Here is a 16,503-nt window from a genome sequence, read left to right as displayed (position 1 = left end):
CGTTGTTCTGCTCTGCGTGTTAGCGGATCATCAGGCTTTTCCCGCCGCCAGCCCGTCCGGCTGCGGCAGGGCGATGAGCCGCGGCGCGCTTTCCTCGCCCGCGTACGCCACGACGATCGTCGTCCCGCGCGAGCGGTCCACGCGACCCTCGGCGGCCCAGACGGCATAGTCGAAAGGCAGGCGCTCCAGCACCGCCCTTTTGGCGAGCTCGCGCTCGTCCATGCCGAGACGCGCGGCCGCTCCCTTCCTTTCCGCGACCCAGGTGTCCTTATCCAGCCGCTCCTCCCACCAGACCTTGCGGGGCTTGTACTTGTGCTGAAGGAAATAGTCGATCTTCAGCAGCCCGAGTGTCACGTCCGGATCGAGCTTCGGGTGTCCGTCGTCCCGGAGAAACGCCCACAGCCGCGCGAACAAGTCCTCGAGCTGATGGCCGATGCGCTGCCAACCCCGCTCCTCCCAGTAGTCGCCGAACTGCTGGAAAAAATCGAAGGGAGACGGATAAGCGTGCTCCACCAGGTATTCGATCGTCCGGTCCATGCGATGCGCGTTCCAGTACTTTTCGAGCACGTCCTCGACCCGCTTGATCCGCACGATGTCGGAGAACGGCATCAGGTCGTTGCCCAGCATTTCGTAAGGCGCGCGGTCCATGTAGACGTAGCCGAACTTGTCCGCGTCCAAGCGCAGGCCGGTGCCCCGCAGCATCTTCAGGAAGCCGAGCTGCAGCTCCTCCGGGCGCAGCGCGAACACATCGTTGAACGTTTTGCGGAACGTGTCATAATCCTCGTGGGGCAGCCCGGCGATCAGGTCGAGGTGCTGATCGATCTTGCCGCTCTCCTTGACCTTCGTCACCGTGCGCACGAGCTTGGTCCAGTTTTGCCGCCGCTGAACGGCCAGATTCGTCGCGTCGTTGGTCGACTGCACCCCGATCTCGAAGCGGAAGATGCCGGGCGGCGCATGCTCCGCCAAATCATCGAGCACCTCGGGGCGCATGATGTCCGCGGTGATCTCGAACTGGAAGACGCAGCCCCGGTGGTTTTCGATCAGAAAGCGAAACATCTCGAGCGCGTAGTCCCGCTTGATGTTGAAGGTGCGGTCGACGAACTTGATCAGCTTGGCGCCGCTGTCGATCAGGTAGAGGATATCGGCCTTCACCCGGTCCATGTCGAAATAGCGGACGCCGACCTCGATGCTCGACAGGCAGAACTGGCAGCTGAACGGGCAGCCTCGGCTCGTCTCGAAGTAGACGACGCGATTCGCGAGCGACGGGACGTCTTCGGCGAAGCGGTACGGCGACGGCAGCGTGGCCAGATCCAGCTTCGGGCGGCCCGGGTTCGCGACGATCCGTCCGTCCTTGCGGTAAGCGAGCCCGAAGACAAAATGATACTTGCGGGCGCCTGTCAGCTCGCGGAGCAGGTCGCGGAACGTCTCTTCCCCCTCGCCGATCACGATGAAGTCGACGGCGGAGAGCCGCTCCATCCACATTTCGGTGTCGTAGGACACTTCGGGACCGCCCAGCACGATCTTGACGTCCGGCAGCACCTTGCGCAGCATGTCGATCACGACGATCGTCTCTTCGATATTCCAGATGTAGCAGGAAAAGCCGACGACGTCCGGCCGGCGCCGGAACAGATCCGACGCGATCGTCATCGGCGGGTCCTTGATCGTATATTCGGCAATGTCTGGGTCGAACTCGTCCGCGCAGTAAGCCTTCAGGCAGCGCAGGGCGAGCGACGTATGGATGTATTTGGCGTTCAGCGTCGCGAGCACGACGTTCATTTCGGTTCCCTCACTTGGCGTTCAGTCGTCCCTTCTATTGTAGCGTATCGGGACCGCGCCTGACAAAGCGCAAAGCCGCTAAAGAGACGCGAAGGCGCGCCGGGAACAACCCGTTCCTCAAGTAAAAACGGCCCCCACCGTCTTCACGGAAGATGGCGGCACGTTTTTATCGGAGGTCATACGGAAATGGATATAGGCAAATCTTATACATTCTGTATGACTTAAAAAGGCCTTGAGCCTCGCGCCGTCTTCCCGGATATCGGAGACCCTTTTAAAAGAGAGAGTCTCAAATGCAAGTCTGTTCACGCGACAGACAGCTCTCCTCCATCCCAAAACGTGTGAAAATGAAGGAATGGCGGTGTTTGGGGAGATGATCCCTGCACCGCCATTTCTCGATTTCGATCCACTGCTTCTTTCTTCAACAAATGATGGGCAAGCGAAAGCCATCCGACCTCCGAGCTTACCCTCGGCAAGACGCAAAGCAGAAAACGCCGGAATCCGATTTCCGTGTTACCTCTCCCGCATCCGACGATTTAGATGCAAATGTACATCTAATTTTGCTATATTCCTGCTTAACGGTCATTTAGTTGCAATCGTACAACTAATTAATCCATTTTCTGCTAATAGGACGGATTTCCGCTAAATTAGATGTACTTTTACAAGTAAACCGCTCCACCCTCCCGAAATAGCCCCAAATAGATGTACGAATGCAACTCATTTACGGAGCGACCCCGAACCGAGCGCAAACAAAGCCAATTGGCATACACCAGTGGCGAACCATCGGCCGGAGTCCGACGAATTTGCACCAAGACCCAACTGATTCATTCGAAACCAGCTTCGCGGATAGCCATGCGTCCGAGGCAGCCGTCATGCGTGGAAAGATCGTCAATTGATGTCAATGAAGCCGCATTTAAAACCGCGTTGCCGACTCTCGGGTCCCCATACAACCTGATGAGATAGCCTCTCGAAACGGCAAAGGCGCCGGACTCGCGGACCGACGGAGCTGTTTACGCCTCGAACCCGTTGTCCTTGATCACTTGTTGAATGAAGAAGTAGCTGTCCTTCGGATGGCGCTCCAAAGTTTCGTAGTTTGTGTACACGATGCCGAAGCGCTTGCGGTAGCCTTCCGCCCATTCGAAGTTGTCCAGCAGCGACCAGGCGAAATAGCCTTTGAGCGGCACGCCGGATTCGATCAGCCGGTGGCACTGGATGAAATGTTTCTTGTAGTAGTCGGTCCGATGCGCGTCATGCACCCGGTTGTCGGCCGTCAGCTCGTCGTCGTAGCAGGCGCCGTTCTCCGTGATGTAGATCGGAATGTCGCCGTATTCCTCTTTGACCCAGGAGAGCACCTTGTAGAGGCCGTCGGGATAGACGTTCCAGTCCATGAACGTCTTGTCGAAGCCGACCTGCACTTCCTCGCAGTCGAACAGGCCCTCGTCCTTCTTGTAGCGGCCGAAGCCGCCGCTGTAGAAGTTGACGCCGATGAAGTCGATCGGCTGGGAAATCGTCTCCATGTCGCCCGGCTGGATCGGCACTTCGGCGCCTTTGGCGCGGAACCAGTCGACCATGAATGGCGGATACGTCCCCTTGAAGGTCGGATCCATGAACCATTCGTTGTTGAACGCGCGGTTGCGATGCGCGGCCGCGACGTCTTCCGGCTTCGTGCTGTACGGCTCGAACCAGTAGAGATTGTGCGTCGTGCCGATCTCGCCCGCAATGCCGAGCTGGCGGAACTTCTTCACGGCTTCGCCATGGGCGACCATGCAATTGTGCGCGACGGTCACGGCGAGCTGCAGATCGCGGTTCCCCGGCGCATGGGCGCCGATGTAGTTCGAGAGGAACGAAACGCACCACGTCTCGTTAAACGTGATCCACTGCTTGATCTTGCCGTCGAACGCCTTGAACACCGTCTCCGCATAGTTCGTAAACGCCGCGATCGTCTCGCGGTTCGCCCAGCCGCCCTTGTCCTGCAGCGCTTGCGGGAGATCCCAGTGATACAGCGTCACGCAAGGCTCGATGCCGGCTGCGAGGAGCGCGTCTACGACGCGGCGGTAGTAGTCGAGCCCCTTCTCATTCAGCTCGCCCGTCCCTTGCGGGAAAAGGCGCGGCCAAGCGATCGAAAAGCGGTAGGCTTTGACCCCGAGCCGACGGAGCAGCGCGATGTCCTCCTCATAGCGGTGATAGCTGTCGCAAGCGACATCCCCGTTGTCGTCGTTGAACACTTTTCCAGATGTATGGGAGAATGTGTCCCAAATGGACAAGCCCCGCCCGTCTTCCTGAAAGGCGCCTTCGATCTGATAAGAGGCGGTCGCCGTGCCCCATACGAAGTCTTGCGGAAATTGAATATTGTCCAAATCGAATCCCTCCGCGCCCGAATGATCTCGTGTCGGTCATGTAAAACGTTTTCTACGACCTATTTTAAACGAAAAATCATGACCGCGGAGCGGATAATTGTGTGCGATGTTGGCCTTTACTTATCCGGATTAGCTTGATCCAGAGCATCCAGCGCTTTTTTCTCCAAGCCGTCGCGGAACGCCTTAACCTCCGGAATATCCGTTTGGGCCCCGTTCTTGCCCTTCTTGAAGACCGCTCCGTCCGTTTTGGCGAGGATGTCGAGCAGCCCCTGGGTCATCTTGGCCGTAACCGTGTCCGGATGCTCGGCTACCGTCTTCGCGTAGACTTCCTTCACCTTGGGATCGAGCTTCAGCGTGTCGAAGTCGAAGATCGGCGTGTTGTTCAGCCCCACGAGCAAATCGGTCAAATACATCATATAGCGCTGCTCCGCCTTTTCCCGCTCGGCCGAGGTCGGATACTTCTGAATGTAGCGTTCGACTTCGATCGCGCGGTTAGCCAACTCCGTCCACTCGATTACGAGGCCCGCATCCGCGGCCGTCTTGCGATCCGACTCCATCGCGTAGAGCGCCACGAAGTCCTTCATCGCGGGCGTGACCTTGGCGTCGGTCCGCTTCAGCTTGGCATAGTCCACGACGGGGAAAATAAAGCCTTCCGCCTGGTCGAGCTTGTAGCCGCCGGCGAGCGTCTGCCCGACCAGCGATTTGACCTTCTCGTCCTTGATCCCGGCCGCCGCTTCCGCGGTAATCGGCCACTGGAGCTGCTGCAGCGCCTTCTGTATCGTTTCGTCTTCGAACTTTTTCTCCGCGTTCGGCAGATCCCGCTCGTAAAAGGCGAACATCGCCCGCAGCAGGGCGTCCCCCGTCTCCGGCTGCCGGGCTTGGTCCAGAGCCGCGTCCAGCTTTTGGTTCAAGGCGTCCGCGCCTTCGCTTGCTTTGGCCTGCTCCTGGAACGCCATGATCAGAGCGGCGTCCTGCTCCGCGTCGGGCGTCGGGCTGGCCGTTTCCGATGGGCTGGCCGACGACGTCGCGGCCGGAGGCGAAGCCGACGGGGGCGCCCCCGCCTGTCCATCCGAACCGGATTTGCCGCAGCCGGCCAAGACGGCGGACAGCGCCAGCATGGCGGCCATGCCTGCGACGATTTTGCGTTTTTTGGCAAGCGCGTGCATCGTCATCGATGATTCCTCCCTCGCGGGGCACTCGTCCGAACGGTCTGCCGCCAATGACTCGGCGCGCTCGACGCTTCCCCTCTTTATATATACGGAGACGAATCCGGCGACTGGAAGGTTGCGGAAAGGAAGCGCGAAGCCGCCCAAATCGCAAAAGAGCGGCCCCGCTCCGGCATGCCGCCGGGGGAACCGCTCCTTTTCGAAAGGGCGAGGCTTAGTTGAACACTTTGACGCGATCCGACAGCGGTTGGAACTCCTTGTCGCCGGCAGGCGCCGCAGGCGTGCCGAACACGAGTTGGGACTGCAGCTTCCAGGTGGTCGGAACGTTCCACTCCCGTTGGACGAAGCCGTCCACCAGCGGGTTGTAGTGCTGTAGAGAAGCGCCGAGGCCTTCCGTTTCGAGCGCCGTCCAGACGACATATTGCAGCATGCCGGAGGAATGGCCGGACCAAACCGGGAAGTTATCCTTGTAGGACGGGAAGGCGTTTTGCAATCCTTCGACGACCGCCGTGTCTTCGAAGAAGAGCACCGTGCCGTAGCCGGCTTGGAAGCCGCCGAGCCGCTGCTCGGTGGATACCCATTGATCTTCGGAGACAAGCGCCTTCAGCGTGCTTTTCGTCAGCTCCCAGAACTTGTCGTGCTGCTCGCCCAGCAGGACAACGGCACGGCCGCTTTGGGAATTGAACGAAGACGGGGAATGCTTGACCGCAAACTCCACGATTTCCTGGATGCGGGCATCGGAGATCGGGGACGATTTGCTAAGGGCGTAGACGGTGCGGCGGTCTTCAACGGCTGTCAGAAAGGATTTGGACATTCGGTTTCCCTCCGGTAGGAATCTATTTTTTATTACCTGATGTATTGTAACATACTATAAATAATAAAGTAAACTATTGTGATGTATTTTCTCACAGTTCTCATCCGGCCGTTGGTTTCGGGCTGCGCGGGTCGGCTTGTTGCCTTTGCCGGTTGTCCCTCGGGCGGGCCATACGGTAAAATCGAAGGACAAGACCTCGCATATCTAGAGAAACGAAATGGGGAGAGAAACCGATGACCAAATACCGTTTGATCGCCATCGACATGGACGATACGCTGCTGAACGACGATCTCGTCGTGACCGAAGGGACACGTCGTGCGCTCGAAGCCGCGATTGCGCAGGGCGTCCACATCACGATCGCCACGGGACGCATGTTCGCGTCCGCCCGGCAAACCGCCAGTCAGATCGGCTTGAACGTCCCGATCATCACCTACCAAGGCTCGCTCATCCGCAACCTGCTCGACGGCGAGGTGCTCTACGAGCGCTCCGTGCCGCTCGACGCCGTGCGCAAGCTGCACGCGTACACCCGGGAGCGCGGTATGCATCTGCAGACGTACGTCGACGACAAGCTGTACAGCTTCGACGACGGCGACAAGCTGGCCGCGTACGCCAAGCAATCGAACATTCCTTATATTGTCGAGCCGGACCTGGACCGGCTGCCGGAGGGCAACCATACGAAGCTCGTCATCATTGATGAGCCCGCCAAGCTGGACGAGATCGCGCCGGAGCTGCACGCGCTGCTCGGGGAAGGCGTCCACATCACCAAGTCCAAGCCGCACTATCTGGAATTCATGCACCGTGAAGGCACGAAGGGCCACGCGCTGCGCTTCCTCGCCGGCTACTTCGGCTTCCCGCTCGAGGATACGATCGCCATCGGCGACGCCTGGAACGACCGCGAGATGATCGAAGCCGCCGGCCTCGGCGTCGCGATGGCCAACGCGGTGCCCGCCCTGCGCGAGATCGCCGACTACGTGACGCTCGGCAACAACGAAGAAGGCGTCAAGCATGTCATCGAGAAGTTCGTCTTGAAAGCCTAAGGGTGGAAGGGCATGCCAGGTGCGTGACAAAAAAATAGGGCGCCTATGGCTCCCTATTTCGCTGACCTGGCCCGTCGCTATCCGGTGGCCCGCCGCCTGCGCAAGCAAATAAAGAACATTTTGCTCCTTATTCCGCCGACCCGCCGCCTGCGCATGCAAATAAGGAACATTTTGTTCCCTATTCCAGTGACCCGCCGCCTGCGCACGCAAATAAGGAACATTTTGCACCTTATTCCGCCGACCTGCCGCCTGCGCAAGCAAATAAGGAACATTTCGTTCCTTATTCCGCCGACCCGCCGCCAGCGCACGCAAATAAGGAACAATTCGTTCCTTATTCCGGCTCGAAAAAAGGACCTCGCACCTGCCGCGCGTCGCGGCGGCTATGCGAGGTCCTTTCGTTTGTTGCGCATTCGCTCCCTATCCCCTTCTCGGAGGAAAACGCCGCGCTGCGGCGGTGTCCGGCGCCAGAGCCCAGCTCGCTTAATCCTCTTTCCCGGGCCGCGACTCTCTCGCGCGCTTCTCCTTCAGCAGCCGGAACATCTCCAGGTTGTCCTGCAGATACTTCGCTTCCTCCTCCGTCAGCGCCTCTTCCTCGCCGTTTATGCGAAGTCCGTTCGGCGCTTCGTCCGGCTGTTCCTTGAGCTCTCCGGTCAGCAGCCAGTCGATCGACACTTCGTACATGCCGGCCAGCTCGCGCAAGATCTCGTTGTCCGGCTGCGATTTATTGTTTTCATACTTGGATATCGTCGTAAAATCGAGACCCAAGGCGCCGGCGACTTCATTTTGCGTCAGATGCTTTTCGTGGCGCGCTTGCTTCAGGCGTTTGCCGAACGTCACCGGTCTCACCTCTTTTTTGGCTCCAGTATAAGAGATTTGACGGCCGCCCAACATCGACTTGACGATAATTCAAATATGAGGTTGATTCCTGCATTTTATTCAAGTTATAATGAGGAAAATTGAACTTTCTTCAAGGGAGTTGGCCGTCATGCTGGTGCCCGATTGGATCCCGGCCGGCTATTGGGTCGTCTCGCTCCTCGTCATGACGTGCATCCTCATCTGGGCCCAAAAGCGCGGCGCCGAAGATCGCGCCCGAGAGACAAAGAAGGACGAAGAGCTGCGCGAATGACGCGGGCACGCGAAAAAAGCGGGCGAGTCGGGGATTCCCCCGACCGCCCGCTTCCCGTTTCAGGGTGCCGCAGCCCCTTCGACGATCCGCGCTTTATTTTCCCGCCAGCACTTGATACCAAATGCCCCGCTTCGAATAAAGCGTATTTTTGACTTCCTTCCATCCGCCGAGATAATCGATGCCGAACAACCCCGCCGGCTCCGGAAATCGATCCTTCCACCGCGCGGCGACCGTCATCTCCACCGGGCGGAAGCCGTGCTTCGCGAAAACCTCCTGCGCCGCCGCGCTGTGCAAATACGCGACGAACGCTTGCGCGACTTCGGTCACTCCGTGCTCCTTCGCGTTTCGTTCCACGACGGCCGCCGGATTCTCGATCAGGATCGTCCGCTCCGGCCGGACGATCTCGTAGTCGACGCCTTGCGCCTGTCTCGCCAAAATCTCGTTCTCGTAAGTCACGATCACGTCGCCGACGCCGTATTCGAAGGCCGCCATGGAGGCGCGCCCGCTTTTGTCCATCGACTCGATGTTGCGGTGGACGGCGGCCAGGAAGCGCTTGGCCGCTTCGGGATCCTTGGTCCCGGTCTCCGCTTCCGATTTCTTGAGACCGGCTCCGTAGATGGCGTTGATGTCCCACTGCGCGCCGCCCGACACCTGCGGGTTCGGATACAGCACCTTCACCCCGCGCCGCGTCAAATCCTCGAAGTCCCGGATCCCCAGCGGATTGCCCTTGCGCGTCCCCATGACGACGATCGAGCGGGTGACCATCCCGCCGTCCGTTCCCTTTTTCCAGCTCGCGTCCATCAGTCCGGCCTTGGCGATCTTGTCCATGTCGCCTTCGAGCGACAGAACCGCCACGTCCGCCTTAAAGCCGCCGACGATCGAACGCGCCTGCGTGCCGGATGCCTCGTACGACTCCTGGAAGCGGACGTCCTGTCCGGTCTTGGCCAGCCATTCCTGCCGGAACAGCGGCATCAGCTCCTGCAGCGCGTCCTTGGCAACCGAATAGGCGCCTACGACGAGGGTCGCGCTTTTGCCGTCCGCCGACGCGGCCGCAGGCACCGTTCCGGACGGGCTCTCCGCGCCTCCTCCGCAGCCGGCGCAACCGGCCAGCAGCGCCGCCAGCGACGCGAGGAGGGCCAACGCGCGCCAATGCGCGCGAAAGCCCGCTCCCGCTCCTGAACTGCTGTACGTCATGATTCGGTCCTCCTATCGGTGCCTTCGTAGGCTCCCGTCCGCCGGAAAAGCGGCAGTCCGGCCCGGACCGCCGCCCTCCGTTAAATATGAACCGGCATCGGATCTTCCTTCAGCTTGTTCTCCATGACCCAGCTGTCGTTGTCGTTAAACAGATAGGCCCGGTGCACCAGGACGTGCACGGCGTCGCCCGGATGGAGCACTTCCTTCTCGAGCGAACGGTACGTGACGAGCTTGATCGCCCCGATCTCCACTTCGACGAGCCACTCGCTGCCGCGGAAATGAATATGCTTGACCCGGCCCGTCTCGGTCGCGGACAGCAGCGGGAACTCGTGCTCCTTGCCGACCTCGATATATTCGGGGCGGATGAGCCCTTTGGTCCCCGGCCACGTCAACGTATCGGCGAAGCCGCGCAGCGACGCGATGTCCTCCACGATCGTCGACTCCCCGATGAAGCCGGCGACGAACGGCGTCTGCGGATCCTTGTAGATCTCCCACGGGGAGCCTTTTTGCTCCAGTCGTCCTTGATTGATGATCATGATTTCGTCGGCCACTTCGATCGCTTCGTCCTGGTCATGCGTGACGAAGATCGACGTGATGCCCAGCCGGTCGATCATCTCGCGCAGCCAGGAGCGGAGCTCGTGACGGATCTTGGCGTCGATGGCCGCGAACGGCTCGTCAAGCAGCAGCAGCTGCGGCTCCGGCGCCAGCGCGCGGGCGAAGGCGACCCGTTGACGCTGGCCCCCCGACAGCTGGTGGGGATAGCGGCTCTCGAATCCCTTCAGCCCGGTCAGCTCCACCAGCTCGGCGACGCGCGCTTTGATCTTGGCCTTCGGCCATTTTTTCACTTCAAGCCCGAAGGCGATATTTTCCGCGACCGTCATGTGCTTGAATAGCGCGTAGTTCTGGAAGACGAAGCCGATTCCGCGCTCCTGCGGCGGCAGATCGTTCACCCGCTGGCCGTGGAATACGATATCTCCTTCATCCGGCGTTTCCAGCCCCGCCAGCATGCGCAGGATCGACGTCTTGCCGCCGCCGCTCGGCCCGAGAAGGCCGATGAGCTGTCCCTTGGCGATGTGGAAGGATACGTCCTTTACCGCTTGAAAGGTCCCGAACTTCTTGTTTAAGCCCCGTACTTCTACATGCATATCAATGCACTTCCTTTCGGGATTTGGCCCATTCCATAAAAAGCAGCAGCAGGACGGAACCGGCCGCCAGCGCGAGCGCGACCGCGTTCGCCGCCGTCAGGTTGAAGTTCTCCACGTCTTGATACACCAAGGTGGTGGCCGTCTGGGTCTTGAACAGAATGTTGCCTGAGACGACGAGCACCGCACCGAATTCGCCGAGACAGCGCGCGACCGTCAGGACGACGCCGTAGACGACGCTCCACCGGATCGACGGCCAGGTGACCCGCCAAAAGGTCGTCCAGGCATAGGCGCCCATCATATGGGCCGCCTCTTCTTGCTGGCTGCCGATCTCTTGCAGGACCGGCATCACTTCGCGCACGACGAGCGGGAACGTGACGAAGAGCGTCGCGATGACCATGCCCGGAAGCGCGTAGACGATATCGATGCCCGCGCGTCCGAGCAGTCCGCCCAGCGCCGTATCGGGTCCCAGCAGGAGGACGATCATGAGCCCACCGATGACAGGCGACACTGCGAACGGCAAATCCACCAGGCTGTTCATCAGGCGCTTCAGCCTGCGGCCTAGCCAGGTGGCGCGGACGAGATACAGCGAAAGCATGACGCCGAAAAAGGCGTTCACGACCGTCGCGACGACGGCAATAATGCCGGTCATGAGCAGCGCATGCAGCGCTTCCGGCCGCGTCAATCCCCGCCAGAAGCCCGACCAGCCGGCGTCGAATGCGCCCTGGGCGATCCGGATCACGGGGATGACGAGCAGCAGTCCGAATACGAGTACCGTTAGTCCGATCCATAATCTCCTCATCATCGTCCGGTCCTCCTCGTCTGAACGAAATGGACGATCCAGAGGATGGCGAAGGAGAGCGTGAGCAGGAGGACGGAGACGGCGGCGGCGCCGGCCGGATTGTCGGACTCGATCTCGCCGAAAATGTAGACCGAGGCGATCAGCGTCTTGCCGGGAATGTTGCCGGCGACGAGGACGACCGCGCCAAACTCGGCTAGCGCGCGGGAAAAGGCCAGCATCGCGCCGCTCGCGATGCCCGGCGTCATGCAGGGGAGGATCACGCGGAAGAACGTCCGCGCGGGGGAAGCGCCCATCGTGTAGGCGGCCTCCTCCTCCGAGGCGTCGAGCTCCTCCAGCAGCGGCTGCACGGCGCGGATGACGAACGGAAAGGTCACGAACACCATCGCGATCACGATCGCCGGTTCATGGAACAGGATCGTGAAGCCGAGCGCCTCCGCGCCCTGGCCGACCGGGCTCCGCGGACCGAGCAGGAGCAGGATCATCAGCCCGACGACGGCGGTCGGGAGGGCGAAGGGCAGGTCGACAAGGCTGTTCAGCAACCGCCTGCCGGGAAACCGGTAGCGAATGAGCACCCAGGCCGCCATCGTGCCGATCGCAGCGTTGATCGCGGTCGAGATGAGCGCCAGCTTGACGGTGAGCAGCACCGCTTTCCACGCCAGCGCTTCCGTGACGTTGTCCGTGAAGGCGTGCCATCCGCCGGACAACGATTGACCGTAAATGCCTAGAATCGGGAATACGATAAGCAAGACGAAATAGATCAAGACGGCGCTGCGAAATCCCCAGCTCCACCATCGGCTCTGCAGCATGTTGGTCACGTATGCGAACCTCCAGGATGGATAATACCCAATTCCTATTAATTTAGTTGGTATTGCCTACTTTATCAGATGGAATTGGAATTCGTCAATGTGTAATCGCCAATTTCGGGTAAAATATCAAGAAAAGTAATGGGCCATATATATTACGCTTATGGGCGCAGAACGTTATAATAATCCCAATTGGATTCCAGGGAGGTTTGCCATGCTCTTCCATGAAAAGCTCCGAACGTCGAAACGCGACGAGATGATCGACATTACGCGGCAGGCTGCCGCCCTGATCGCCCGGTCCGGCATTCGGGACGGGATCGCGATCGTCTACTGCCCGCATACGACCGCCGGCATCGCCATCAACGAAAATGCCGACCCCGACGTCAAGCACGACGTCCTCCTGCGGCTCGACGAGGTCTATCCATGGACACACCCCGAGTACCGCCACGCCGAAGGCAACACCGCCTCCCACCTGAAGGCGATCACGACCGGGACTTCGCAAACGGTCGTCGTTGCGGATGGCAGACCGCTGCTCGGACGCTGGCAGGGCATCTACTTCTGCGAGTTTGACGGGCCGCGGGAGCGCGAATATTACGTGAAAGTAATGGCCGACTAGGCAGAAAGACCGAATGCCTGCCGGGATGCGGCCCGGTTCGCGCTCCATGCCAAAGAACCTCCATTCCCGTTTGCGGGATGGAGGTTCTTTTTCCTTGCGCTACGCCTCGTTTTCGATGAAATACCGCTCTTCGCCCGCTTCCAGGACGGCTTGTCCCTGCGTGAGATCCGTGATCCACGCCTGAAAACGTTCGGCCTCTCCCGCCTCGGGCAGGCACAGCGCTCGCACGCGGTCGGTGAACGCCACGTCTCCGACGCGGACGCTCCGCCCCCGCAGCTCGTTCTCCAGCTTGCCGTACCACGTATAGTCCACGTCGACGAAGATTTCGCGGTGCAGCACCTTCACGATGGGATCGGCGGCATCGATGCCGGCGACCGCGCCGTCCGTATAGGCGCGGACCAATCCGCCCGCGCCGAGCATGATCCCGCCGAAGTAGCGGGTTACCACGACGGCGACGTTTTTCAGGCCGCGATGCTTGATGACCTCGAGGATCGGCTTGCCCGCGGTCCCGCTCGGCTCTCCGTCGTCCAGCGCCTTCTGGTGCTCGTCCCGCTCTCCGACGACGTATGCCGAGCAGTTGTGGGTGGCGTCCCAGTGGCGCTTTTTGATCTCTTCGACGAAAGCGACCGCTTCCTCCTCCGAGACGACCGGACGCGCGTGACCGATGAACCGCGACTTCTTAATGACGATCTCCGATTGTCCGTATTCCCTGACCGTTGCATACTTCGCTAGCAATGACGCCTGTCCTCCCCGTGCGCCGACGGCGGCGCGCCTTCAGTTGATCTTATCTTATCACCGCGCGTCCGTCGGAGGCCAGCTTCCTTCCATAATAGTAGAAACGAACAAGGCCGTGCGAACGGCTTGCCGCCCGCCCGCAAGAGGAGATACGATCTGGCGAAGCGAAAAATCGAATCACCTTCACCCTTACGCCACCTTTTCCCCTCGTTCTATTCGAAATATCATATAGAACCGTCGAACCGGCAGACCTTTTGCACGCAGAAAAAAGAAGGGGACGCCAGGCGCCCCCTTCTCGCTTCATTTAAGAATGGTGTGCAGCAACTGCCGTCCGAATTCGAGCTCCTCTTGGTAACGCTTATTAAAGTCGTCCAAGATGTCCGTGTTGAAGCCCTTCGCCCTGAGCTTGTCTGACGTATCGTTAACGATAATATCGAATTCCGCTTGCTTTATCGCTAGCGTAGCCAGACCTTGCCGTTTGAGCTCCACTTTCTCCTTATTGGACTTGGCGTTCTTGTACTGCGTCGCGAGGCTCATCAGTTCTTGCTTGCTGCTGTTCTCCAGATCGCGCAGCTGCTTCGTGGCAGCCTGTATAATCTCCTGATACGCTTTGTTGTTGCCATTGCCATTGCCGTTGTTGCCGTTGCCGTTGCCGTTGCCATTGCCATTGCCGTTGTTGCCATTGCCGTTGCCATTGCCATTGCCGTTGTTGCCATTGCCGTTGCCGTTACCATTGCCGTTGTTGCCATTGCCGTTACCGTTGTTGCCGTTGCCGTTGCCATTGCCGTTGTTGCCGTTACCATTGCCGTTGTTGCCATTGTTGCCGTTGCCATTTCCATTACCGTTGTTGCCTTTGCCGTTGCCGTTGTTGCCTTTGCCGTTGTTGTCGTTGTCCTTGCCCGACTTGCTTCCGAGGCCGAGAGCCGGGAGCAAGTTTACGAGCCAATCCATGACGCCGCCCAGCGATGCCTTGGTGCTGGCCACCGTCGGTGCAACAGACTTCGCGGAGGCCGCCGCCGGCTGCACGGCAGCTACCAGAAACGCTGCGACGACGAGCGCGGACAGCCAACCGATCCATTTTTTCTTCAAGCTTGATCATCCTTCCTCTTTCTTGAGGTATCCCTTCGCTTACGACCGAATCCCCAACTGATCCAAAGTCCGATGACTGCGCCGATCAAATCGACGCCTACGTCGAGCAGCGTCGGCGTGCGCAGGGCAGCCCTGGACTGCAGGCCCTCGTCGGTCAGCGCCACGATTAACGTCAAGACGAGCACGACGGCGGTCGCGATAGCCCGCTTGGCACGCATACCCGGCAAGCTTCGCAGAGCGAACGTCGCGATGGCCGCCAGTATGGCGTAGATCGTCAGGTGCCCGCCTTTGCGGACGAAGAATTCGATGAAGCGGTAAGGATCCTGACGGGCGACAATAACCGCACCGTCGTAGTAGACCGTTACTTCCGGTAAGCGCTCGGATATCACCTCCTTTGGTGCGAGCTTGCGCAACCAAGGACGAATGCTCTGCTGAGCGTATGACTGCCGGGAGAGACGGAAGATCAAGCCGCACCAGGCCAATGCGGCCAGACCGAGAAAGAACTTAGAAGTTCGCCGTATGCTGCCCACTGCCCACCACGTCCACCGGCCGGCGGCCGATCGAATGATAGGCGATGCCGTGCTGCTGCATCGTCTCTTGGGCGAAGCAGTTCCGTCCGTCGACAACGAGGGCCGCGCGCATCAGCTTCGGCACCTTGGCCAGATCCATGCCGGTGATCTCCGACCATTCCGTCAGGATGACGCATGCGTCGCAATCCTCGATCGTCTCCTCGACCGAGCCGCAGTAGACGACCTCCCCGGGGAGAAGCGGCTTCGCCGTCTCCGCCGCGATCGGATCGTAAGCCCGGATCTCGGCGCCCATCCGCACCAGCTCGGGCACGATCGTGAGCGACGGCGCGTAGCGCATATCGTCCGTGTTCGGCTTGAATGCAAGGCCGAGAACGCCGATCCGCTTGCCCGCGAGGCTCCCGAGGGCATGCCCGAGCTTGTCCAGCACAAGCAGCCGCTGGCGATCGTTCGTCCGGATGACGGCCTTCAGCAGCTCGAAGTCGTATCCCGACTGATCGGCGATATGCGCGAGCGCATAGGTATCCTTCGGGAAGCAGGAGCCGCCGTAGCCGATGCCCGCCTGGAGGAACTTGCCGCCGATCCGGCTGTCGAGCCCCATCCCCTCCGAGACATGGGTGACGTCCGCTCCGACCCGCTCGCAGATGTTGGCGATCGCATTGATGAACGAGATCTTCGTGGCGAGAAACGCGTTCGCCGCGTACTTGATCATCTCCGCGCTCTCGAGGTCGGTGATGAAGATGCGCGTCCCGAATGGGGCGTGGAGATCGGCGATGACTTTGGCCGCTTTGTCGCTCGTTGAGCCGATGATCGCGCGGTCCATGTTCATGCAGTCGGAGATCGCGGACCCTTCGCGGAGAAATTCCGGGTTGGACACGACGTCGAAGTGGACGCTGGGGTACTTGCGGTGGTTGAAGATGATTTGCCGTACCAGCTCGCCCGTCCCGACCGGAACGGTGCTCTTGTTGACGACGATCTTGTAGCTGTTCAGGTGCTCGCCGATTTGCTTGGCGACCGCCTTGACGTACTTCATGTCGGCTTCGCCCGACTCCGACATCGGCGTGCCGACGGCGATGTAGACGATGTCGGCGGCTTCGATCGCTTCGCCCACGTTCGAGGTGAAGAGCAGCCGCTGCGCGGCCACGTTTTTGTCGATCAGCTCCTTGAGCCCCGGCTCATAGATGGGCACGACGCCCCGTTTCAGCATCTCGATCTTGCGCTCGTCGATGTCGCAGCAGACGATCCGGTTGCCGACCTCCGCGAAGCAAGTGCCCGAGACTAGACCTACGTATCCCGTACCGATCACCGCGATTTTCTGCATG

At 60.1% G+C, this 16,503-nt stretch carries 16 protein-coding genes and 1 pseudogene; 3 read left to right on the top strand and 14 right to left on the bottom strand.

All coding sequences use genetic code 11. From position 1 onward, the window contains the following. Positions 1–30: 30 nt before the first annotated feature. The 5 genes and pseudogenes from LKX83_RS21115 to LKX83_RS21100 all read right to left on the bottom strand — a co-directional run bounded on the left by LKX83_RS21115 (position 31) and on the right by LKX83_RS21100 (position 6,110). Positions 31–1,776 (bottom strand): B12-binding domain-containing radical SAM protein, encoded by a 1,746-nt coding sequence (locus tag LKX83_RS21115; RefSeq protein WP_227884585.1) that lies wholly within the window; start codon positions 1,774–1,776, stop codon positions 31–33. A gap of 407 nt (positions 1,777–2,183) precedes the next feature. Further along, a pseudogene (locus tag LKX83_RS34725) lies at positions 2,184–2,276 on the bottom strand (transposase); the annotation flags it as partial. Between the two features lie 507 nt (positions 2,277–2,783). Then, positions 2,784–4,130, bottom strand: a complete 1,347-nt coding sequence (locus tag LKX83_RS21110) for a GH1 family beta-glucosidase (protein WP_227884581.1) — start codon at positions 4,128–4,130, stop codon at positions 2,784–2,786. A 116-nt stretch (positions 4,131–4,246) separates the two neighbouring features. Continuing rightward, positions 4,247–5,302, bottom strand: coding sequence for a hypothetical protein (locus LKX83_RS21105; RefSeq protein ID WP_227884578.1), 1,056 nt, complete (start codon positions 5,300–5,302; stop codon positions 4,247–4,249). 208 nt (positions 5,303–5,510) lie between these two features. Continuing rightward, entirely contained in the window at positions 5,511–6,110 is a 600-nt protein-coding gene (locus tag LKX83_RS21100) for a nitroreductase family protein (protein WP_227884577.1), read from the bottom strand. Between the two features lie 233 nt (positions 6,111–6,343). On the opposite strand from LKX83_RS21100, the gene LKX83_RS21095 reads away from it, so the two are divergent. After that, a complete protein-coding gene (locus tag LKX83_RS21095; protein ID WP_227884576.1) occupies positions 6,344–7,147 on the top strand; it encodes a Cof-type HAD-IIB family hydrolase in 804 nt (267 codons plus the stop codon). 480 nt (positions 7,148–7,627) lie between these two features. Here LKX83_RS21095 and LKX83_RS21090 read toward each other — a convergent pair whose 3' ends face one another. Beyond that, a complete protein-coding gene (locus tag LKX83_RS21090) occupies positions 7,628–7,984 on the bottom strand; it encodes a helix-turn-helix domain-containing protein (protein ID WP_227884573.1) in 357 nt (118 codons plus the stop codon). A gap of 148 nt (positions 7,985–8,132) precedes the next feature. On the opposite strand from LKX83_RS21090, the gene LKX83_RS21085 reads away from it, so the two are divergent. After that, the gene (locus LKX83_RS21085; RefSeq protein WP_227884571.1) at positions 8,133–8,273 is read left to right on the top strand and encodes a hypothetical protein; all 141 of its coding nucleotides are present in this window, start codon (positions 8,133–8,135) and stop codon (positions 8,271–8,273) included. Between the two features lie 93 nt (positions 8,274–8,366). Here the strand turns inward: LKX83_RS21085 and LKX83_RS21080 are convergent, their stop codons facing one another. The 4 genes from LKX83_RS21080 to cysT all read right to left on the bottom strand — a co-directional run bounded on the left by LKX83_RS21080 (position 8,367) and on the right by cysT (position 12,217). Further along, positions 8,367–9,467 carry a sulfate ABC transporter substrate-binding protein gene (locus LKX83_RS21080; RefSeq protein ID WP_227884569.1) on the bottom strand — a complete coding sequence of 367 codons (1,101 nt, stop codon included), beginning with the start codon at positions 9,465–9,467 and terminating at the stop codon, positions 8,367–8,369. Between the two features lie 80 nt (positions 9,468–9,547). Next, positions 9,548–10,612 carry a sulfate/molybdate ABC transporter ATP-binding protein gene (locus LKX83_RS21075; RefSeq protein WP_227884568.1) on the bottom strand — a complete coding sequence of 355 codons (1,065 nt, stop codon included), beginning with the start codon at positions 10,610–10,612 and terminating at the stop codon, positions 9,548–9,550. Position 10,613: 1 nt separating this feature from the next. Beyond that, positions 10,614–11,411, bottom strand: coding sequence for a sulfate ABC transporter permease subunit (locus LKX83_RS21070; RefSeq protein ID WP_227884627.1), 798 nt, complete (start codon positions 11,409–11,411; stop codon positions 10,614–10,616). Continuing rightward, positions 11,411–12,217: a sulfate ABC transporter permease subunit CysT gene (gene cysT / locus LKX83_RS21065; RefSeq protein WP_255654744.1), complete on the bottom strand. Its 807-nt coding sequence runs from the start codon at positions 12,215–12,217 to the stop codon at positions 11,411–11,413. Before cysT ends, LKX83_RS21070 begins: the two co-directional genes overlap by 1 nt. A 211-nt stretch (positions 12,218–12,428) precedes the next feature. Here cysT and LKX83_RS21060 point away from each other — a divergent pair, with 211 nt between their 5' ends. Beyond that, positions 12,429–12,830, top strand: a complete 402-nt coding sequence (locus LKX83_RS21060) for a secondary thiamine-phosphate synthase enzyme YjbQ (protein WP_227884565.1) — start codon at positions 12,429–12,431, stop codon at positions 12,828–12,830. A 99-nt stretch (positions 12,831–12,929) separates the two neighbouring features. On the opposite strand, the gene LKX83_RS21055 is transcribed toward LKX83_RS21060, so the two are convergent. The 4 genes from LKX83_RS21055 to tuaD all read right to left on the bottom strand — a co-directional run bounded on the left by LKX83_RS21055 (position 12,930) and on the right by tuaD (position 16,502). After that, positions 12,930–13,565, bottom strand: a complete 636-nt coding sequence (locus LKX83_RS21055) for a YigZ family protein (protein WP_227884564.1) — start codon at positions 13,563–13,565, stop codon at positions 12,930–12,932. A gap of 300 nt (positions 13,566–13,865) precedes the next feature. Beyond that, positions 13,866–14,654 (bottom strand): hypothetical protein, encoded by a 789-nt coding sequence (locus LKX83_RS21050; RefSeq protein ID WP_227884562.1) that lies wholly within the window; start codon positions 14,652–14,654, stop codon positions 13,866–13,868. Beyond that, a complete protein-coding gene (locus LKX83_RS21045; RefSeq protein ID WP_227884561.1) occupies positions 14,651–15,184 on the bottom strand; it encodes a VanZ family protein in 534 nt (177 codons plus the stop codon). The genes LKX83_RS21050 and LKX83_RS21045 overlap by 4 nt, the downstream gene beginning before the upstream one ends. Next, positions 15,159–16,502: a UDP-glucose 6-dehydrogenase TuaD gene (tuaD, locus tag LKX83_RS21040; protein ID WP_227884559.1), complete on the bottom strand. Its 1,344-nt coding sequence runs from the start codon at positions 16,500–16,502 to the stop codon at positions 15,159–15,161. The genes LKX83_RS21045 and tuaD overlap by 26 nt, the downstream gene beginning before the upstream one ends. Position 16,503: the final 1 nt, after the last annotated feature.

The sequence above is a fragment of the Cohnella baijiui genome, from assembly GCF_020731285.1.
In the GTDB taxonomy this organism is placed as follows: Bacteria; Bacillota; Bacilli; order Paenibacillales; family Paenibacillaceae; genus Cohnella.
This window is presented reverse-complemented; position numbering and strand designations above follow the sequence as displayed.